This is a genomic window from Acinetobacter gerneri DSM 14967 = CIP 107464 = MTCC 9824, from assembly GCF_000368565.1.
Taxonomy (GTDB): Bacteria; Pseudomonadota; Gammaproteobacteria; order Pseudomonadales; family Moraxellaceae; genus Acinetobacter; species Acinetobacter gerneri.
The window spans coordinates 1-18,107 of record NZ_KB849545.1 but is presented as its reverse complement, the minus strand read 5'-3'; the positions used below and the strand labels follow the sequence as shown (position 1 = coordinate 18,107).

Sequence of the window (18,107 nt, the reverse complement as noted above, 5' to 3'; positions counted from 1 at the left end):
TTTCTTGGATTAGTATTGGAACGTAAATACATTTCAACATCTAATATTTTTCGGAATATCATTCAAGTCATTAAAAAACTCGATTGTTTTCACAGAAACTCATAAATGCTTTAAGTCCAGGTCCTTGGTATTTTTGACGATGAACCAACATAAACAATGGGCGTGTCAGTTGCCAAAATGGCGTATTTAATATCACCAATTGACCTTTTTCACGCAGAGGTTCAATTGCAAGTTTGGAAATACACGACATTCCCAAACCTCCAGCAACGATTTTTAAAATTGCTTCATTGTGACCCAAAGTCAGGCGAATTTTTGCATCTGGAACATCTTGTAAAATTGCATTATCAAAAACTTCACGAGTTCCTGAGCCTTCTTCACGCAAGATCCATTCAACATCTTTAAAATCTTGGATATCAAGTGCACGATCAAGTCGTGCGAGAGGGTGGTCGGGTGAGCAGCAAACGGCAAGCTCATCATCACGCCAATGGATACATTGCAACTGTGGAAGATGACAAGAACCTTCAATCAATGCCAAATCTAATTGGAATTGGTTAACTGCTTCGATCATTTGTCTAGTATTGCCCACTTGTAACTGCAAATGTGCTTGTGGCTGAAGTTGTAAAAAGCCAGCCATGAGATCAGGCATCAAATAGTCACTGATGGTTAGCGTTGCCCCAATTCGAAGATCAATACTTTGTAGTTCACCTTTGGCTGCTTGCTCAAAAGCCTCACAGCGCCCCAATATTTCCAAAGCTTGTGGAAGTAAAAAACGGCCTAAGTCATTGAGTTGTAATCGTTTACCTAAGCGGTCGAACAATGGTGCACCAAGACCATCTTCTAAATCAGCTAAAGCCATACTCGCAGCACTTTGAGTAAGTCTGACAGCGTCACTAGCTTTAGTCACGGTACCCTCTTGAGCGACTGCTACAAAAACAGCCAATTGGCGTAATGTCATGCGCATGGATGTAGCCTTAACATTTTAAAAATAGTCATAAATTATCGTGTCATGCTACCATGAGCTGTATCCTTCGTGCCACGTAGAAATCATGTCAATTGAAAAATTTAGTCTAGAAAAAGTTTTGTCTGTACATCGTTGGACCAATAATTTGTTTAGTTTTACCATGACAAGACCCGCTCATTTTAAATTTACCGCAGGACAATTTGCTCGAATCGGCTTAAAAGTCGGTGATGATTTGGTGGTGAGAGCATATTCTGTGGTGTCATCTCCTTTCGATGAAACTTTAGAGTTTTTTTCTATCGTAGTGCCTGATGGCGCATTTACATCAAATTTGCAGCATCTAGAAGTTGGTGATGAGCTTTATCTAGAAAAAATTCCCTATGGTTTTCTTACCTTGGCTCGCTACCAAGTCCCGATGCCACATGATCTATGGTTGCTTGCGACAGGAACGGGGCTTGCACCATTTATATCGATGCTACAGGATTTTGAAACTTGGTCGAAATATTCATCGATTACCTTGGTCTATAGTGTACGTACTGCTTCAGAGCTTGCTTATGTTGAACGTATTCAAGAGATCGCGGATAGTTTTGGTGAAGGGCATACCGGTTTTAAATTCGTACCAATCATTACTCGTGATCCAAATGCGCCTTTACATGATCGTTTGCCAGTTTTAATTGAAAATGGTGAACTAGAGCAGGCGGTTGGTATCAGTTTTAATCCTGAAACGACACATGTCATGCTTTGTGGAAATCCGCAAATGGTTGACGATACAAAAGATGCCTTAAAAGCACGAGGATTGACCATGAATCGTCGTGGAGAGGGCAATATCGCAGTAGAAAATTATTGGTAATAAAATACTCAAATGTAATTTGAATCAAATCTGAAGTCGAGAAAAGGAGTTGTTATGAAACTTTATTATTCACATTATTCGCCTTTTTCTCGAAAAGTCAGGATCGTCATTGAAGAGTTAGCTCTACATGCGAATATTGATATGAATCAGATTCATCCAGAAACCCATCGAAATCTGATTCAACTCAATCCCTTAGCAGATGTTCCTGTACTTGTTTTAGATGATCAACGATCTCTTTTTGATTCGTCAGTGATCTGTAAATATCTCAACAGCTTAAATCCTGCAAATCAACTTTATCCAAATGCATTAGCTGATCAAATCATTCAACTTCAATTGGAAGCTTTAGCGGATGGAATGGTGGCTTCAGTTGATCGCATTGTTTATGAAAATGAAAAAATTGAAATCCATAGAGACCAAAAATTAATTGAAAAATCATGGAAGATTATCCATGCAAGCTTGGCTTTTTTAGAAGAAAAATATCATGAAAATAATCAAATACCTTCATTAGGCAATATTGCTACTGCATGTATTTTAGATTATCTAGGATTTAATTTTAGAAATGGTGAATTGGATTGGAAAGCTCAATATCCCAATCTAGCAGCTTGGTTTGAAATTTTTAAAACAAGACCATCGATGAAGCATACAAAATATCATTCAATTTGACATCTCATGATATAGGACTGATACCTTCAATCAATTAAGAAAAAACCTAGTATAGAGTGATCAAATACTAGGTTTAAGGTTTTAACTACTTAGAGTTTAATTGCTTAGAGTTTTAATGACTTAGATTAGCATTTAAATTTTATTTTTATTCAGTGTCTTATTTATTCGGCTGTGGTGTTAAACGCAAATAAGGTTTAACCGCCGTGTATCCTTTTGGGAAACGTTCTTTGAGTTCGGTTTCATCTTTAATACTTGGCACAATCACGACATCATCACCTTGTTGCCAGTTGGCAGGTGTTGCAACTTTATAATTATCTGTCAGTTGCAATGAGTCAATCACACGTAAAACTTCATGAAAATTACGTCCTGTAGATGCTGGATAGGTAATAATCAAACGCACTTTTTTATTTGGATCAATAATAACCAAAGAGCGCACAGTCACAGTTTCACTGGCATTGGGGTGAATAAAATCATAAAGGGTAGAAACTTTACGATCCTTGTCCGCTAAGATTGGAAAGTTGACGGTAGTATTTTGTGTTTCATTAATATCATTAATCCAACCTTTGTGTGATTCAACATCATCTACCGAAAGTGCGATCGCTTTGACATCACGTTTTGCAAATTCATCTTTAAGTTTTGCGGTAAAACCCAGTTCAGTTGTACATACTGGCGTGTAGTCAGCAGGGTGTGAAAATAAAATGCCCCAGTGATCTCCCAAGAAATCATAAAAATCGATTGAACCTTCACTTGATTCTTGCTGGAAATTTGGTGCGGTATCGCCTAAACGTAATGTCATGATCTAACCCTCGATTATTGAAATAGAAATTATTGTTAAATACTATTGCGCAGAAAGCTTAGAATTAAAAATAAGGTTTTTGCATTTCTTTATCATTAAATAGAATATACAAAAATGGATAATGCTTAAAAAGTATGCAGTATTTACTGAAATAGTCTATGTAAAAATCGTGCAAATTTGCTACATTACTTAACCTTGGCGCGATGAGTTAGAAATCAGGCTTATAGACTAAATTTTGTGATCAAAAGCAATATTTTGAGAGAATGTTTCAAGGACCTTGCATCGTTCAATCTTGACCACTTGCAAATTGTCATCACAAATTGTGATCAATAAACCCTTTGGTCAGGTTTTTTTTATTGGTTTTGTGCAAAACCCTTGTACTTCAAATTTCTAACACCATAATAACGTCTGAGAAAAATTTATTTTGACAAAGATTTAGAGAGTCTATACATGTTGGCAAGTCTGATCGGAGGTATCTTCGGTACTAAAAATGAGCGCGAACTCAAACGTATGCGTAAAATTGTCGATAAGATCAATGCGCTCGAGCCGACGATCTCAGCCCTAAGCGATGCAGACTTATCTGCGAAAACCGAAGAATTCAAACAACGATATAATAATGGTGAAAGCCTTGATCAGTTGTTACCTGAAGCATTTGCTGTATGTCGCGAAGCAGGTAAACGTATCATGGGGATGCGTCACTACGACGTACAGTTGATTGGTGGTATTACACTTCACGAAGGTAAAATTGCAGAAATGCGTACCGGTGAAGGTAAAACCCTGATGGGTACTTTGGCTGTATATCTCAATGCGATTGCAGGTCAAGGTGTTCACGTGATTACCGTCAATGATTATTTGGCGCAACGTGATGCTGAATTGAACCGTCCATTGTATGAGTTCTTAGGTTTGTCTGTTGGTGTGATTTATTCAATGCAAGCACCAATGGAAAAAGCTGAAGCTTATTTGGCTGATATCACTTACGGTACAAATAATGAATTTGGTTTTGATTATCTACGTGACAACATGGTTTTCTCCATGGCTGAGAAAAAACAGCGTGGTCTAAACTATGCCATTATCGATGAGGTCGATTCGATCTTGATCGATGAAGCACGTACACCGTTGATTATTTCTGGTCAAAGTGAAGATTCGTCACAGCTTTATATGGCGATCAATACCATTCCACCGAAACTTCATCCGCAAAAAGAAGAAAAAGTGCCTGATGGCGGTCATTTCTGGATTGATGAAAAACAACGTTCAATTGAAATGACTGAAGTCGGTTATGAAACTGTTGAAGCGGAACTGATCAAAATGGGTTTGCTCGCTGAAGGTGAGAGCCTTTACTCTGCGGCAAACTTAAACTTGGTACATCATGTCTCTGCTGCGATTCGTGCACATTTCCTATTCCAACGTGATGTGCATTACATCATTTCCGAAGGTGAAGTGGTTATCGTCGATGAGCATACTGGTCGTACTATGCCGGGTCGTCGTTGGTCTGAAGGTTTACACCAAGCAGTCGAAGCGAAAGAAGGTTTAGAAGTTCAACCTGAAAACCAGACTTTGGCGACAACAACATTCCAGAACTATTTCCGTTTATATAAAAAGCTTTCAGGTATGACAGGTACTGCTGATACAGAAGCTGCGGAAATGAAAGAGATTTATGGTTTGGATGTGGTGTTGATTCCGACCCATCGTCCAATGATCCGTAATGACCAAAACGATCTTATCTATTTAAACCGTAATGGTAAATTTGATGCGATTGTGGCTGAAATTCGCCGTATTCAAGAAACACGTGCTCCAATTTTGGTTGGTACTGCGACGATTGAAGCCAGTGAAGTGCTTTCACATAAATTATCTCAAGCAGGTATCCGTCACGAAGTCTTGAACGCGAAACAGCATGAGCGTGAAGCCGATATTATTGCTCAAGCAGGTAGCCCAGATTCCGTTACAATTGCCACCAACATGGCGGGTCGTGGTACAGATATTATCTTGGGTGGTAACTGGAAAGCGAAACTTGCTAAAATCGAAAATCCTACACCAGAAGATGAAGCACGCCTAAAAGCTGAATGGGAGCGTGATAACCAAGTGGTCTTGGATGCGGGTGGTTTACATATCGTTGGTTCTGAGCGTCATGAATCACGTCGTATCGATAACCAGTTGCGTGGTCGTGCAGGTCGTCAAGGTGACCCAGGCGAATCACGTTTCTTCTTATCTTTAGAAGATGACTTGATGCGTATCTTTGCGGGTGACCGTGTAGTTGCCATGATGCGTGCAATGGGTTTGAAAGAAGATGAAGCGATTGAACACAAAATGGTGTCACGCTCTATCGAAAATGCACAACGTAAAGTTGAAGCACGTAACTTCGATATTCGTAAAAACTTATTGAAATACGATGATGTAAATAACGAACAACGTAAGATTATCTATTCTCAACGTGATGAAGTTTTAGCTGAAAACACTTTGCAAGATTATATCGTTGAAATGCATCGTGACGTGATGAAAGGCTTGATCGAAAACTATATTCCACCTGAGTCTATTCATGATCAGTGGGATATTGAAGGTTTAGAAAATTCTTTACGTGTTGATCTTGGTATTGAATTGCCAATCAGTCAGTGGCTTGAAGAAGATCGTCGTTTAGATGAAGAAGCGTTGGTTGAGCGTATTACCGATGAAGTTCTCGCGCGTTATCATGACCGCCGTGAACAAATGGGTGAAGAATCAGCAGCCATGCTTGAACGTCACTTTATGTTGAACTCACTTGATCGTCATTGGAAAGATCACTTGGCTGCGATGGATTACCTACGTCAAGGGATTCACTTACGTGGCTATGCACAAAAGAACCCTGAGCAAGAGTACAAAAAAGAAGCATTCAACTTATTTGTAAATATGTTGAATGTGATCAAATCAGATGTAGTAACTGATCTTTCTCGCGTACACGTGCCGACTGCTGAAGAATTAGCAGAAATGGAAGCACAGCAACAAGCACAAGCTGAAGCGATGAAACTCTCTTATGCACATGATGATGTTGATGGTTTAACTGGTGAAGTGACTGCAAATACAGCTTCAGATGAAAGCGGAGCAAATGGTCAAGCGTCAAATGCAACATTTGCACCACCTGAAAGCCGTAATGCACCTTGTCCATGTGGTTCAGGTTTAAAATACAAACAATGTCACGGTAAAATCTAATTTTGCCGTAATATAAAAAAGCAGGACAATTGTTCTGCTTTTTTTTAAAGATGTATCAACAAGTGAAATAATATTGCAGACTTTGCATTTAAATGTTATTTACTTGCTCAATCAGATCGAAAACTGGATATGACAATGAAAAAAGCTTTAACTTCTTTTTTATTTGCAGGTTTAGCAATTTCTTCTGCAGCATTTGCAGATACCGCAACACAAACTGTTCCTTTGGCAAAAGTACAAGCAGCAACTGGAGCAACTACGGCACAAACTGTAGTAAACAATAATTCAACGACTGTGATTAGCCCACGTACAGGTATTAGCTATACTTTGGGTGATACCAATGGTCGTCCTATTATTTTGAAAACTGCGGCAATTTCTGCTGTAACACCAGCAACTGCAAATCGTATTGTAGCTACAAATCCTGCGCTTTCTGCATCTAGTCAGGAAAAGGCAAAACAAGCATTGCTTAATGGAACAGATTTGGCATTAACCACAAATCAAAACTAAGTTTATCTGATAAGCTTTTGCAAGCAGATTTTAAAAAGTCAGTATTCATACTGGCTTTTTTTATTCTTAGATTCTCAGGAGAAGTGCAACAGAGCTTAATTTAGGTAGGAAGCAAGATGAGATAGCATTTTGCTTTCAGACCGACCAAAGTCAAAGTTGCACAATGAACTATTCTCATCTCACTCAAGAAGAAAGATATCAGATTTATACCCTATTACGTGAAGGTTTTTCCGTACGTCATATTGCTTTTAGATTAGCTCGTGCTCCATCTACGATTTGTAGAGAGATCAAACGTAATCGAAACAGAAATGGCTACTTTGCCAAACATGCACATAAACTCGCTAAAAAACGCCATGCTTCGAATCATAAAACGATAGATTCCAGTTTATGGAAGCAGATTGAAAATTATCTCGCTTTACAATGGAGTCCTGAACAGATTGCCTCACATGTTGCTATTAGCATGCATTCCATTTACCGCTATATCATATCCAACGAAATAAAATGAAAAATGGACATCTCTATCTGCATTTGCGTTTCAGAAATCAGCGTAAGAAAAAGTATGGATCATTAGAAACCCGAGGAAAGTTGAATAATCGGAAAAGTATTCATGACAGACCGAAGATCATTGAGCAACGATTACGTTTTGGAGATTTAGAAATAGATAGAATCATCAGCAGTCTTTGGTCTCAATTGTGGACAGAAAAACAGGCTATCTATGGTTAAAAAAGTGCAATACTCGTAAGAGTCAGGATGTTTGTAAAACAACTGTTGACTTGTTGCATCCGATCAAAGCGCAACTACAAACGATTACCGCCGATAATGGTAAAGAGTTTAGTTTACATGAACAAATCGCTGATGAGCTGGGAATTGAATTCTACTTTGCTGACCCTTACAGCGCTTGGCAGAGAGGAAGTAATGAAAATACTAATGGTTTGATACGGCAATATATTAGAAAAGGCAGTGATCTAAATGAATATTCGGATGAATATATTGCTGAGATTACTCAGCGGTTGAATCATCGTCCAAGAAAAAGACTCGGATTTAAAAGTCCGAGTCAGGTATTATTCCAAGAACATGGTGTTGCGCTTCAAATGCTAATCTAAGATTTATTTTCTAAAAAAAATGACCTAAAAATAAAGAAGATCAAATTAGCACAGCATTGCCCTCGATTTTTTTTAAATTTTCTAATAAGCTGTATTTTTTATTTGCTAGCGATTGGACGATTCAAATGGCTGTTGGTGACGTGACAATGCCACAAATGCATGTGGTACAAGGTGTAAAAATTGGCTCAGCAGAGGCGTATGTACGTTATCCTAACCGACGAGATTTAGTTGTTTTTGAATTTGCTCAAGGCACAAATGTTGCGGGCGTATTTACGCAAAATGCCTTTTGTGCAGCACCAGTACGTGTATCAAAAACGCATTTGGCTCAGGCGAATCCTCGCTTTTTAGTGATTAATACAGGCAATGCCAATGCAGGTACAGGCAAGTTAGGGCTAGAAAATGCACAGCAAACTTGCGTGAAACTGGCAGAGCTTGCAGGTGTGCAAGAATTCGAAGTATTGCCATTTTCTACAGGTGTAATTGGTGAGCAATTGCCAATGGAACGTGTATTAAGTGGAATTCAGCCTGCGCTTGATTCATTGAATGAAAATGCTTGGGTAGATGCAGCAACTGGGATTATGACCACGGATACCACACCTAAAGGCGCATCAGAGCAATTTGAGCTAGATGGTGTGACTTATACCATGACAGGTATTTCTAAGGGTGCAGGCATGATTCGTCCAAATATGGCGACGATGCTAAGCTTTGTTACAACTGATGCACCTATTTCACGTGAATTAGTTCAGTTGATGTTGAAAACTTCAGTCGAACAGTCATTTAACCGTATTACGATTGATGGTGATACCTCTACCAATGATTCATGTATCTTTGCTGCAACAGGCGCAGCAGGTGGCGATGAAATCAGCGAAGTGGGTGATGCTCGCTATAGCGCAGTTTTGGAAATACTTTCTCGCGTCATGAAACGCTTAGCTCAACTGATCGTGCGTGATGGTGAGGGTGCAACCAAATTTATTACTGTAGCTGTTGAGGGTGGTGCAAATACTCAAGAATGCTGTGATATTGCGTATAGCATTGCACATTCTCCACTGGTTAAAACTGCAATTTTTGCATCTGATCCAAACTGGGGCCGTATTCTTTGTGCCATCGGTTATGCAGGGCTTGACAATTTAGATGTTGAAAAAGTTCAGGTTTGGTTAGATGATGTACAAATCTGTAAAAATGGCGGTGCAGCAGAAGACTATACAGAAGAAGCTGGAGCACGAGTGATGTCACAAGCGGAAATGACCATTCGTGTTGATCTGGGACGAGGACAAGCCAAAGACACGGTATATACCTGTGATCTGTCCTATGACTATGTCAAGATCAATGCTGACTATCGTTCATAATACAATTTTCAATAAAGAAACCTCCGTTGTGAGGTTTTTTTATAATGGCGACATTTTGAAGGTAGATTTACAGCAGTAAATCTATATGCGTTTAATGCTAGCAATATGCCAGCGATAAGGATAGAGAAGACCTTGTATGAAAGATGCGACCAATTTAATTGCCAATGAAGCCAAATCCATTGTGCAAGCGCATTTAGATCGTTTGGGGGAGCCAAAGGACAACACGTTAAGTCCTGAGGTTAAAAAGGAAAAATTTGAGCAAATCAAAGCTGAATTACAAAAAAATAATGCGGTACTGGTAGCGCATTATTATTGTGATCCAGAAATTCAGGAACTCGCTGAGGCAACAGGTGGTTGTGTTTCTGATTCATTAGAAATGGCACGTTTTGGACGGGATCATCCTGCAACGACTTTGGTTGTTGCTGGGGTGAAATTTATGGGTGAAACATCCAAAATTTTATCACCTGAAAAAACTGTTTTGATGCCAACATTGGAAGCGACCTGTTCATTAGACCTCGGTTGCCCTGTAGATGAGTTTACAGCGTTCTGTGATCAACATCCTGATCATACCGTTGTGGTCTATGCAAATACCTCAGCAGCAGTGAAAGCACGTGCCGATTGGGTTGTGACATCGAGCTGTGCGGTTGAAATCATTGAACACTTAGATAGTTTGGGTGAAAAAATTATTTGGGCACCTGATCAGCATTTAGGGCGATATATTCAAAAGAAAACTGGTGCAGATATGTTGCTTTGGGATGGTGCTTGTATCGTACATGAGGAATTTCGCTCACGTGGGATTGCTCAAATGAAAGCACTCTATCCAGATGCAGCGGTATTGGTACATCCAGAGTCACCAGAATCGGTTGTCGATATCGCTGATGCGGTGGGGAGTACCTCACAGCTCATCAAAGCGGCACAGACCTTGCCAAATGAAACATTGATCGTCGCAACTGATCGTGGCATTTTCTATAAAATGCAGCAAATGGTGCCACATAAAACACTGATCGAAGCTCCAACAGCAGGAGAGGGGGCATCATGTCGCTCTTGCGCACATTGTCCGTGGATGGCAATGAATGAATTGGATGCGATTTTGGATGTTATGAAAAAACGTGATCAAGAAATATTCGTAGATCCAGCACTTGCAGAACGTGCAAAATTGCCACTTGATCGAATGTTGAACTTTACTGCAAATTTAAAGCGTTAAAATTGGTCAAAATGCTTGATAAATAAACATTTGACGTGTTTTTTTCATTTTTTTTAAATATAGGTGTTGACGTTCGAGGGCGTCACGCCTAGAATGCACACCGTACCGCACGATGTGTGATACAAAAGCTGAGATGAACGGAGCATAGCACAGCCTGGTAGTGCACCTGGTTTGGGACCAGGGGGTCGTAGGTTCGAATCCTACTGCTCCGACCAATTCTTCAAGGCAAAGGTATTGAATGATTTAACTATCATTGACATGCGCCTGTAGCTCAGTTGGATAGAGCATCCGCCTTCTAAGCGGATGGTCACAGGTTCGAATCCTGTCAGGCGCGCCATTTGGTAGCTTGATTTTTTAGAACCTAAATGTTGTAACGGTGGATGTAGCTCAGTTGGTAGAGCCCCGGATTGTGATTCCGGTTGTCGTGGGTTCGAGCCCCATCATTCACCCCAATTCGGAGCATAGCACAGCCTGGTAGTGCACCTGGTTTGGGACCAGGGGGTCGTAGGTTCGAATCCTACTGCTCCGACCATTTTAAGTTAAATACTTAAAAAATATTAAATCCGCTTAAATGCGGTTTTTTTATGTCTGAATTTTAATAAGGCTGATTAGAAGTAGAATAAAATAGACCTTAATCAATTAAGTTCAATAAAAAGGCTTCATATAGAAGCCTTGGGTATTTCTGTAGTTCATTTTTAGAACGCGGATGATATTTAAATTTATCTGTATATTTTATTAAGGTACGATAATTACGGTCACACGTCTATTTTCAGCACGATTTTCTTCGCTGTTGTTTGGTTTAATGGGTTGTGCTGAACCTTTGCCGATAACTTGCATATTCATTCGATTAAAACCATGGTTTTGAAAGACTGTTGCAACACTGTTGGCACGTTTTTCAGAAAGTTTGAGATTATATTCAGGATTACCAATATTATCGGTATAACCCACGATTTTAACTTTATTTAATTGATACTTTTGCAATTGCTCGGCTAAACGCGCGATTTCTGATGCGTGCTGAGGATTGATATCTGATTTGTTGAAATCAAATAATAAACGCTCTGGCAATCCTAAGCGCCAACCTTCTTCCGTCAATACAAAGCCCTCTTTTTTTAATAAACGAACCTGTTTGTGATTGAAAGGTTCAGACATACATGCTGTTAATGCTGCACAGACAAATCCTATGAAAAAAAGTTTTAACGCTCGTTGCAACATGAAATAGCCCTAATTATGAATGATAAATATACCAATGATGTTGTAAGGATTTAGCTTTATACATAGTTTGATCAGCTTGAGAAATTAGATCTTCAGGGGAGGAAGCATGAGTAGAAAGTGCAATCCCTAAACTAAAACTAAACTGAATTGATGTGTCGTTATATTGCAAAGGAGTTTCACAACATTTGATGATATTTTCTGCGAAAGCGATGAGTTGGTCAACTTTTGTGATTGAATTGAGAATAATTGCAAATTCATCTCCACCTAAGCGTGCAACAAAATCGTCTTTTCGAGTACGACTATTGAGGCGGTTTGCCATTTCTTTGAGAACTTCATCCCCGACTAGATGACCATATCTATCATTAATCGCCTTAAAATTATTATTATCGATGAAGATTAATGCCGTAAGATTTCGAGAACGTGAATCTTCAAATGAATTGCATAAGACTTGGTAGAAATAATTTCTATTAGGTAGACCTGTTAAATGGTCATGATGTACTTGATAGGAGAGTGCCGAATTTTCAGTTTGTAGATGATTATGCCAAGTGTGAATCTCTTCAAGAAGTGAATTGAACACATTATTTAAATCTTGAAATTCTTTAATATTGTTTTGTGGGAAACGCAGATTATATGCTTTTTGTCCGCTGACCAATTTTGCAATATTAATTATGGGGTAGATGGACTGCATGATATGGCGATAAGTTGAATTAATTGTCCACCACAAAGCAACCAGCATAAAGAACATGCCGAAGCCTAGTCCAATAAAAATTTTAAAGAAAAAGGCCATAATTTCATTGGCACTTCCATATACGATTAACTTTCCAACCAACTGATCATGATGGGTAACGGGTAAAATAATTGGCTCTTTTAAAAAGAAATGATCGAAAATGTTTTGTAAACCTGAATAAGGTTCAGCAGATTTAATACTATTTGAAATTTGTTGCCCTTGTTGATCTAAAACTTGAATTTTACGTATTGAATGCTGTGTAGTGTATTCATTTAATATTTGTGACAGCGTAATTTGGTCTTTGAAAACTAAAGCGGGTTGGATACGTTCAGCAATGGTTCGCCCAATAAGTTGTAAATTTTGTTTAGCATAAGATTCGACTGTTAATACAGAGATCGAGATAAAGGTAAAAGTACAAATTAAAAAGGTAATAATAAAAATAGTAATTTGCGACTTTCTAAATAAAGCCTGTAGAGAGCTGGTTTTAAAAAATTTGATCATTCGTCATTCTCTACATTTTTAGCCAATAATAGAACGCGCGGATCAACATGCACACGGGCACGCGTAAGTGCATCTAAGTTAATTTTAAATGATGTATCGCCATTTAGTTTGCTAACAAGACAAAAAGCACTTCCAAGTTCACAGTCTTTATTATTCATACTAAATGAAAGGATAGAATATCTATTAAGAAACTGCTGTTGTGTGGCAATTGGGGTATGCGAAAAAAAAATAGCACTACAATTATTTGAAGTAAAACTTTCTAATTTAATCGAACTAATGACATAAGGGTATTTGAGTTGCTTGCTAACCTGTTGAAATTGATTGGCTACAGCAGCATTATCAACAACACATAAATTAGGGGTTGTGGTATTCCACTTCACATAACTTAAAATAGAAAGTGTAGTTGTATAAATATTATGAGAGGTATAGGCGAATAAATTCGATGAGTATACCAATGGTAGTACCCATAAAAAGCGGTACAATTTTTTAAAAAAAATGTGAACCATTGCAAGAAAATGTAAAAAGAAAAACGTATGTTAGATGATAATTAAAAAAAATGAGTAAAAAAAGAACATTTTACGAATAAAAGATATTTATTTGAGTCGAAAAGCCTAAAAAATACACACCTGAATAAATAAATTAAAAAAAGGGGTTGTATTAGGTTAGGAATGCTGTAGAATGCACATCCATCGGCGGTGATGAAGATTAAAACTTCTTAGAAATCAGTTAGTTGAATAGATTGATTGAGTTTAAGATGTTTAAAATAATTTGAAATTACTAGTTGACTTTCTGGAATAAGAGAGTAATATAGCCGACCTAGCTTGATGATGACGAATCATCGAGAAGATCATTAAGAGATTATGAAGAACAACTTGTGTGGATTTTTGCTGGTTGATCATCGAAAAAAATTATCATTGATTGATTGGTAGAAATTACTCGAAGTTTATTTGAGAAATATTTGTCAGAAAATTGATGAGCCAAGTTTAAGAGCTTTACTTATAAAGTTCGAATGATTTTAACTGAAGAGTTTGATCATGGCTCAGATTGAACGCTGGCGGCAGGCTTAACACATGCAAGTCGAGCGGGGATAGGGTGCTTGCACCTGATTCTTAGCGGCGGACGGGTGAGTAATACTTAGGAATCTGCCTATTAGTGGGGGATAACGGCTCGAAAGGGTCGCTAATACCGCATACGTCCTACGGGAGAAAGCAGGGGATCACTTGTGACCTTGCGCTAATAGATGAGCCTAAGTCGGATTAGCTAGTTGGTGGGGTAAAGGCCTACCAAGGCGACGATCTGTAGCGGGTCTGAGAGGATGATCCGCCACACTGGGACTGAGACACGGCCCAGACTCCTACGGGAGGCAGCAGTGGGGAATATTGGACAATGGGGGGAACCCTGATCCAGCCATGCCGCGTGTGTGAAGAAGGCCTTATGGTTGTAAAGCACTTTAAGCGAGGAGGAGGCTCCCGTAGCTAATATCTACGGAGAGTGGACGTTACTCGCAGAATAAGCACCGGCTAACTCTGTGCCAGCAGCCGCGGTAATACAGAGGGTGCGAGCGTTAATCGGATTTACTGGGCGTAAAGCGTGCGTAGGCGGCTTTTTAAGTCGGATGTGAAATCCCCGAGCTTAACTTGGGAATTGCATTCGATACTGGGAAGCTAGAGTATGGGAGAGGATGGTAGAATTCCAGGTGTAGCGGTGAAATGCGTAGAGATCTGGAGGAATACCGATGGCGAAGGCAGCCATCTGGCCTAATACTGACGCTGAGGTACGAAAGCATGGGGAGCAAACAGGATTAGATACCCTGGTAGTCCATGCTGTAAACGATGTCTACTAGCCGTTGGGGCCTTTGAGGCTTTAGTGGCGCAGCTAACGCGATAAGTAGACCGCCTGGGGAGTACGGTCGCAAGACTAAAACTCAAATGAATTGACGGGGGCCCGCACAAGCGGTGGAGCATGTGGTTTAATTCGATGCAACGCGAAGAACCTTACCTGGCCTTGACATACTAAGAACTTTCTAGAGATAGATTGGTGCCTTCGGGAACTTAGATACAGGTGCTGCATGGCTGTCGTCAGCTCGTGTCGTGAGATGTTGGGTTAAGTCCCGCAACGAGCGCAACCCTTTTCCTTACTTGCCAGCATTTCGGATGGGAACTTTAAGGATACTGCCAGTGACAAACTGGAGGAAGGCGGGGACGACGTCAAGTCATCATGGCCCTTACGGCCAGGGCTACACACGTGCTACAATGGTCGGTACAAAGGGTTGCTACACAGCGATGTGATGCTAATCTCAAAAAGCCGATCGTAGTCCGGATTGGAGTCTGCAACTCGACTCCATGAAGTCGGAATCGCTAGTAATCGCGGATCAGAATGCCGCGGTGAATACGTTCCCGGGCCTTGTACACACCGCCCGTCACACCATGGGAGTTTGTTGCACCAGAAGTAGCTAGCCTAACTGCAAAGAGGGCGGTTACCACGGTGTGGCCGATGACTGGGGTGAAGTCGTAACAAGGTAGCCGTAGGGGAACCTGCGGCTGGATCACCTCCTTAACGAAAAGATGATTGGCTGGCAAGAATCCACAACAAGTTGTTCTTCATTGATGTATCTGAGGGTCTGTAGCTCAGTTGGTTAGAGCACACGCTTGATAAGCGTGGGGTCACAAGTTCAAGTCTTGTCAGACCCACCAAGTCTACGAAGCTGGAAAAAGCGACAGAGAAGAAGATATATCGAGATCTTAAGCTGGGGACTTAGCTTAGTTGGTAGAGCGCCTGCTTTGCACGCAGGAGGTCAGGAGTTCGACTCTCCTAGTCTCCACCACATATTTGCAACATTGACGAATATGTTAAAAAACAAGCGATTAAGTATATAGATTATAGAAATTAATGAGAGATTGGCGTATTATACGCATCTTGTTAACTTCTGTGATTTATCACAGTTTCTTGACCTGACGAAGGCAAGAGAAATCATTAACAGATTGGCAAATTTGAGTCTGAAATAAATTGTTCAAACTTGATTTTACTAGAAGGTAGCAATCAATTGTTACTGTTTGGTGAAATTGAGAACTAGCAAATTAACTGAATCAAGCGTTTTGGTATATGAATTAAATTGAAGCTGTACGGTGATTAAGTTCACAGGACAACAAGCTGTAGCAATTAAGTTTGCACGTTGACATTCACTTGTAGAATGTAAACGACTGTTTGGGGTTGTATAGTCAAGTAATTAAGTGCATGTGGTGGATGCCTTGGCAGTCAGAGGCGATGAAAGACGTAATAGCCTGCGATAAGCTTCGGGGAGGCGGCAAATATCCTATGATCCGGAGATTTCTGAATGGGGAAACCCACCTACTATAAGGTAGGTATCATAAACTGAATACATAGGTTTATGAGGCGAACGAGGGGAAGTGAAACATCTCAGTACCCTTAGGAAAAGAAATCAATTGAGATTCCCTCAGTAGCGGCGAGCGAACGGGGAAGAGCCCATTAAGTAATGTGTGTTTTAGCGGAATGCTCTGGGAAGTGCGACCGTAGAGGGTGATAGTCCCGTACACGAAAGGGCACACATTATGATGACGAGTAGGGCGAGGCACGTGAAACCTTGTCTGAATATGGGGGGACCATCCTCCAAGGCTAAATACTCCTGACTGACCGATAGTGAACCAGTACCGTGAGGGAAAGGCGAAAAGAACCCCTGTGAGGGGAGTGAAATAGATCCTGAAACCGCATGCATACAAGCAGTGGGAGCCGACTTGTTCGGTGACTGCGTACCTTTTGTATAATGGGTCAGCGACTTATATTCAGTAGCAAGGTTAACCGCATAGGGGAGCCGTAGAGAAATCGAGTCTTAATAGGGCGTATAGTTGCTGGGTATAGACCCGAAACCGGGTGATCTATCCATGAGCAGGTTGAAGGTTGGGTAACACTAACTGGAGGACCGAACCCACTGTCGTTGAAAAGCCAGGGGATGACTTGTGGATAGGGGTGAAAGGCTAATCAAACTCGGTGATAGCTGGTTCTCCCCGAAAGCTATTTAGGTAGCGCCTCGGACGAATACCATAGGGGGTAGAGCACTGTTTCGGCTAGGGGGTCATCCCGACTTACCAAACCGATGCAAACTCCGAATACCTATGAGTACTATCCGGGAGACAGACTGCGGGTGCTAACGTCCGTAGTCAAGAGGAAAACAATCCAGACCGCCAGCTAAGGCCCCAAAATCATAGTTAAGTGGGAAACGATGTGGGAAGGCATAGACAGCTAGGAGGTTGGCTTAGAAGCAGCCACCCTTTAAAGAAAGCGTAATAGCTCACTAGTCGAGTCGGCCTGCGCGGAAGATGTAACGGGGCTAAAACTATGTGCCGAAGCTGCGGATTTGACTTTAAGTCAAGTGGTAGGGGAGCGTTCTGTAAGCCGATGAAGGTGTATTGAGAAGTATGCTGGAGGTATCAGAAGTGCGAATGCTGACGTGAGTAACGACAAAACGGGTGAAAAACCCGTTCGCTGAAAGACCAAGGGTTCCAGTCCAACGTTAATCGGGGCTGGGTGAGTCGACCCCTAAGGCGAGGCCGAAAGGCGTAGTCGATGGGAAATTGGTTAATATTCCAATACTTCTGTTTAATGCGATGAGAGGACGGAGAAGGTTAAGTCAGCCTGGCGTTGGTTGTCCAGGTGGAAGGAAGTAGGCATGCATCTTAGGCAAATCCGGGGTGCTCTATGCTGAGATCTGATAGCAAGCTAGTTTACTAGCGAAGTGGCTGATACCAAGCTTCCAGGAAAAGTCTCTAAGCTTCAGTTAAACAGGAATCGTACCCTAAACCGACACAGGTGGTCAGGTCGAGTAGACCAAAGCGCTTGAGAGAACTCTGCTGAAGGAACTAGGCAAAATGGTACCGTAACTTCGGGAGAAGGTACGCTGTTGTTGGTGATAGGACTTGCTCCTTGAGCTGATGACAGCCACAGAAACCAGGCCGCTGCAACTGTTTATTAAAAACATAGCACTCTGCAAACACGAAAGTGGACGTATAGGGTGTGATGCCTGCCCGGTGCTGGAAGGTTAATTGATG

13 protein-coding genes, 6 tRNA genes and 2 rRNA genes are annotated in these 18,107 nt (G+C 40.7%); 16 read left to right on the top strand and 5 right to left on the bottom strand.

What is annotated here, in order from left to right:
* Window positions 1-70 precede the first annotated feature (70 nt).
* Window positions 71-961 (bottom strand): LysR family transcriptional regulator GigC, encoded by an 891-nt coding sequence (gene gigC / locus F960_RS15130; protein ID WP_004867098.1) that lies wholly within the window; start codon window positions 959-961, stop codon window positions 71-73.
* An 85-nt stretch (window positions 962-1,046) separates the two neighbouring features.
* Here gigC and F960_RS15125 point away from each other — a divergent pair, with 85 nt between their 5' ends.
* Both F960_RS15125 and F960_RS15120 read left to right on the top strand, forming a co-directional pair.
* Window positions 1,047-1,808: a ferredoxin--NADP reductase gene (locus F960_RS15125; RefSeq protein WP_004867096.1), complete on the top strand. Its 762-nt coding sequence runs from the start codon at window positions 1,047-1,049 to the stop codon at window positions 1,806-1,808.
* 54 nt (window positions 1,809-1,862) lie between these two features.
* Window positions 1,863-2,471, top strand: a complete 609-nt coding sequence (locus F960_RS15120; protein WP_004867093.1) for a glutathione S-transferase family protein — start codon at window positions 1,863-1,865, stop codon at window positions 2,469-2,471.
* 157 nt (window positions 2,472-2,628) lie between these two features.
* Here F960_RS15120 and F960_RS15115 read toward each other — a convergent pair whose 3' ends face one another.
* Entirely contained in the window at window positions 2,629-3,267 is a 639-nt protein-coding gene (locus F960_RS15115; protein WP_004867091.1) for a peroxiredoxin, read from the bottom strand.
* A gap of 450 nt (window positions 3,268-3,717) precedes the next feature.
* Here F960_RS15115 and secA point away from each other — a divergent pair, with 450 nt between their 5' ends.
* The 10 genes from secA to F960_RS15070 all read left to right on the top strand — a co-directional run bounded on the left by secA (window position 3,718) and on the right by F960_RS15070 (window position 11,136).
* Window positions 3,718-6,447, top strand: coding sequence for a preprotein translocase subunit SecA (gene secA, locus F960_RS15110; protein ID WP_004867089.1), 2,730 nt, complete (start codon window positions 3,718-3,720; stop codon window positions 6,445-6,447).
* 135 nt (window positions 6,448-6,582) lie between these two features.
* Window positions 6,583-6,951, top strand: a complete 369-nt coding sequence (locus F960_RS15105; protein ID WP_004867087.1) for a hypothetical protein — start codon at window positions 6,583-6,585, stop codon at window positions 6,949-6,951.
* Between the two features lie 163 nt (window positions 6,952-7,114).
* A complete protein-coding gene (locus F960_RS21600; protein WP_004867084.1) occupies window positions 7,115-7,456 on the top strand; it encodes an IS30 family transposase in 342 nt (113 codons plus the stop codon).
* Window positions 7,457-7,643: 187 nt separating this feature from the next.
* Window positions 7,644-8,054, top strand: a complete 411-nt coding sequence (locus F960_RS21595) for an IS30 family transposase (protein ID WP_004867078.1) — start codon at window positions 7,644-7,646, stop codon at window positions 8,052-8,054.
* 125 nt (window positions 8,055-8,179) lie between these two features.
* Window positions 8,180-9,400 (top strand): bifunctional glutamate N-acetyltransferase/amino-acid acetyltransferase ArgJ, encoded by a 1,221-nt coding sequence (gene argJ, locus F960_RS15095; protein WP_004867075.1) that lies wholly within the window; start codon window positions 8,180-8,182, stop codon window positions 9,398-9,400.
* Window positions 9,401-9,536: 136 nt separating this feature from the next.
* Window positions 9,537-10,604 (top strand): quinolinate synthase NadA, encoded by a 1,068-nt coding sequence (gene nadA / locus F960_RS15090; RefSeq protein WP_004867073.1) that lies wholly within the window; start codon window positions 9,537-9,539, stop codon window positions 10,602-10,604.
* A 138-nt stretch (window positions 10,605-10,742) separates the two neighbouring features.
* Window positions 10,743-10,819 (top strand) — tRNA-Pro (locus tag F960_RS15085).
* 45 nt (window positions 10,820-10,864) lie between these two features.
* A tRNA-Arg gene (locus tag F960_RS15080) sits at window positions 10,865-10,941 on the top strand.
* 39 nt (window positions 10,942-10,980) lie between these two features.
* Window positions 10,981-11,056 (top strand) — tRNA-His (locus F960_RS15075).
* 3 nt (window positions 11,057-11,059) lie between these two features.
* A tRNA-Pro gene (locus tag F960_RS15070) sits at window positions 11,060-11,136 on the top strand.
* A 203-nt stretch (window positions 11,137-11,339) separates the two neighbouring features.
* Here the strand turns inward: F960_RS15070 and yfiB are convergent.
* Genes yfiB through yfiR form a run of 3 tightly spaced genes read right to left on the bottom strand, consistent with a single transcriptional unit; the run spans window position 11,340 to window position 13,499 of the window.
* The gene (gene yfiB / locus F960_RS15065; RefSeq protein WP_004867070.1) at window positions 11,340-11,816 is read right to left on the bottom strand and encodes an outer membrane lipoprotein YfiB; all 477 of its coding nucleotides are present in this window, start codon (window positions 11,814-11,816) and stop codon (window positions 11,340-11,342) included.
* A gap of 13 nt (window positions 11,817-11,829) precedes the next feature.
* A complete protein-coding gene (gene dgcN, locus F960_RS15060) occupies window positions 11,830-13,044 on the bottom strand; it encodes a diguanylate cyclase DgcN/YfiN (RefSeq protein ID WP_004867067.1) in 1,215 nt (404 codons plus the stop codon).
* Complete coding sequence (yfiR, locus tag F960_RS15055; RefSeq protein ID WP_228134736.1) at window positions 13,041-13,499, bottom strand: regulatory sequestration protein YfiR; 459 nt, start codon at window positions 13,497-13,499, stop codon at window positions 13,041-13,043. The genes dgcN and yfiR overlap by 4 nt, the downstream gene beginning before the upstream one ends.
* A 561-nt stretch (window positions 13,500-14,060) precedes the next feature.
* Here yfiR and F960_RS15050 point away from each other — a divergent pair.
* From F960_RS15050 to F960_RS15035, 4 genes are all read left to right on the top strand, one after another.
* A 16S ribosomal RNA gene (locus F960_RS15050) occupies window positions 14,061-15,600 on the top strand.
* Between the two features lie 60 nt (window positions 15,601-15,660).
* Window positions 15,661-15,737: transfer RNA gene (locus tag F960_RS15045), tRNA-Ile, on the top strand.
* A gap of 55 nt (window positions 15,738-15,792) precedes the next feature.
* Window positions 15,793-15,868 (top strand) — tRNA-Ala (locus F960_RS15040).
* A gap of 392 nt (window positions 15,869-16,260) precedes the next feature.
* Window positions 16,261-18,107, top strand: a 23S ribosomal RNA gene (locus F960_RS15035); the annotation flags it as partial.

Coding starts and splice junctions, on each gene's coding strand:
- secA (WP_004867089.1), top strand. CDS start 3,718: ATGTTGGCAAGTCTGATCGGAGGTATCTTCGGTACTAAAAATGAGCGC.
- gigC (WP_004867098.1), bottom strand. CDS start 961: ATGCGCATGACATTACGCCAATTGGCTGTTTTTGTAGCAGTCGCTCAA.
- yfiB (WP_004867070.1), bottom strand. CDS start 11,816: ATGTTGCAACGAGCGTTAAAACTTTTTTTCATAGGATTTGTCTGTGCA.
- argJ (WP_004867075.1), top strand. CDS start 8,180: ATGGCTGTTGGTGACGTGACAATGCCACAAATGCATGTGGTACAAGGT.
- dgcN (WP_004867067.1), bottom strand. CDS start 13,044: ATGATCAAATTTTTTAAAACCAGCTCTCTACAGGCTTTATTTAGAAAG.
- F960_RS21600 (WP_004867084.1), top strand. CDS start 7,115: ATGAACTATTCTCATCTCACTCAAGAAGAAAGATATCAGATTTATACC.
- F960_RS15105 (WP_004867087.1), top strand. CDS start 6,583: ATGAAAAAAGCTTTAACTTCTTTTTTATTTGCAGGTTTAGCAATTTCT.
- F960_RS15115 (WP_004867091.1), bottom strand. CDS start 3,267: ATGACATTACGTTTAGGCGATACCGCACCAAATTTCCAGCAAGAATCA.
- nadA (WP_004867073.1), top strand. CDS start 9,537: ATGAAAGATGCGACCAATTTAATTGCCAATGAAGCCAAATCCATTGTG.
- F960_RS15120 (WP_004867093.1), top strand. CDS start 1,863: ATGAAACTTTATTATTCACATTATTCGCCTTTTTCTCGAAAAGTCAGG.
- F960_RS15125 (WP_004867096.1), top strand. CDS start 1,047: ATGTCAATTGAAAAATTTAGTCTAGAAAAAGTTTTGTCTGTACATCGT.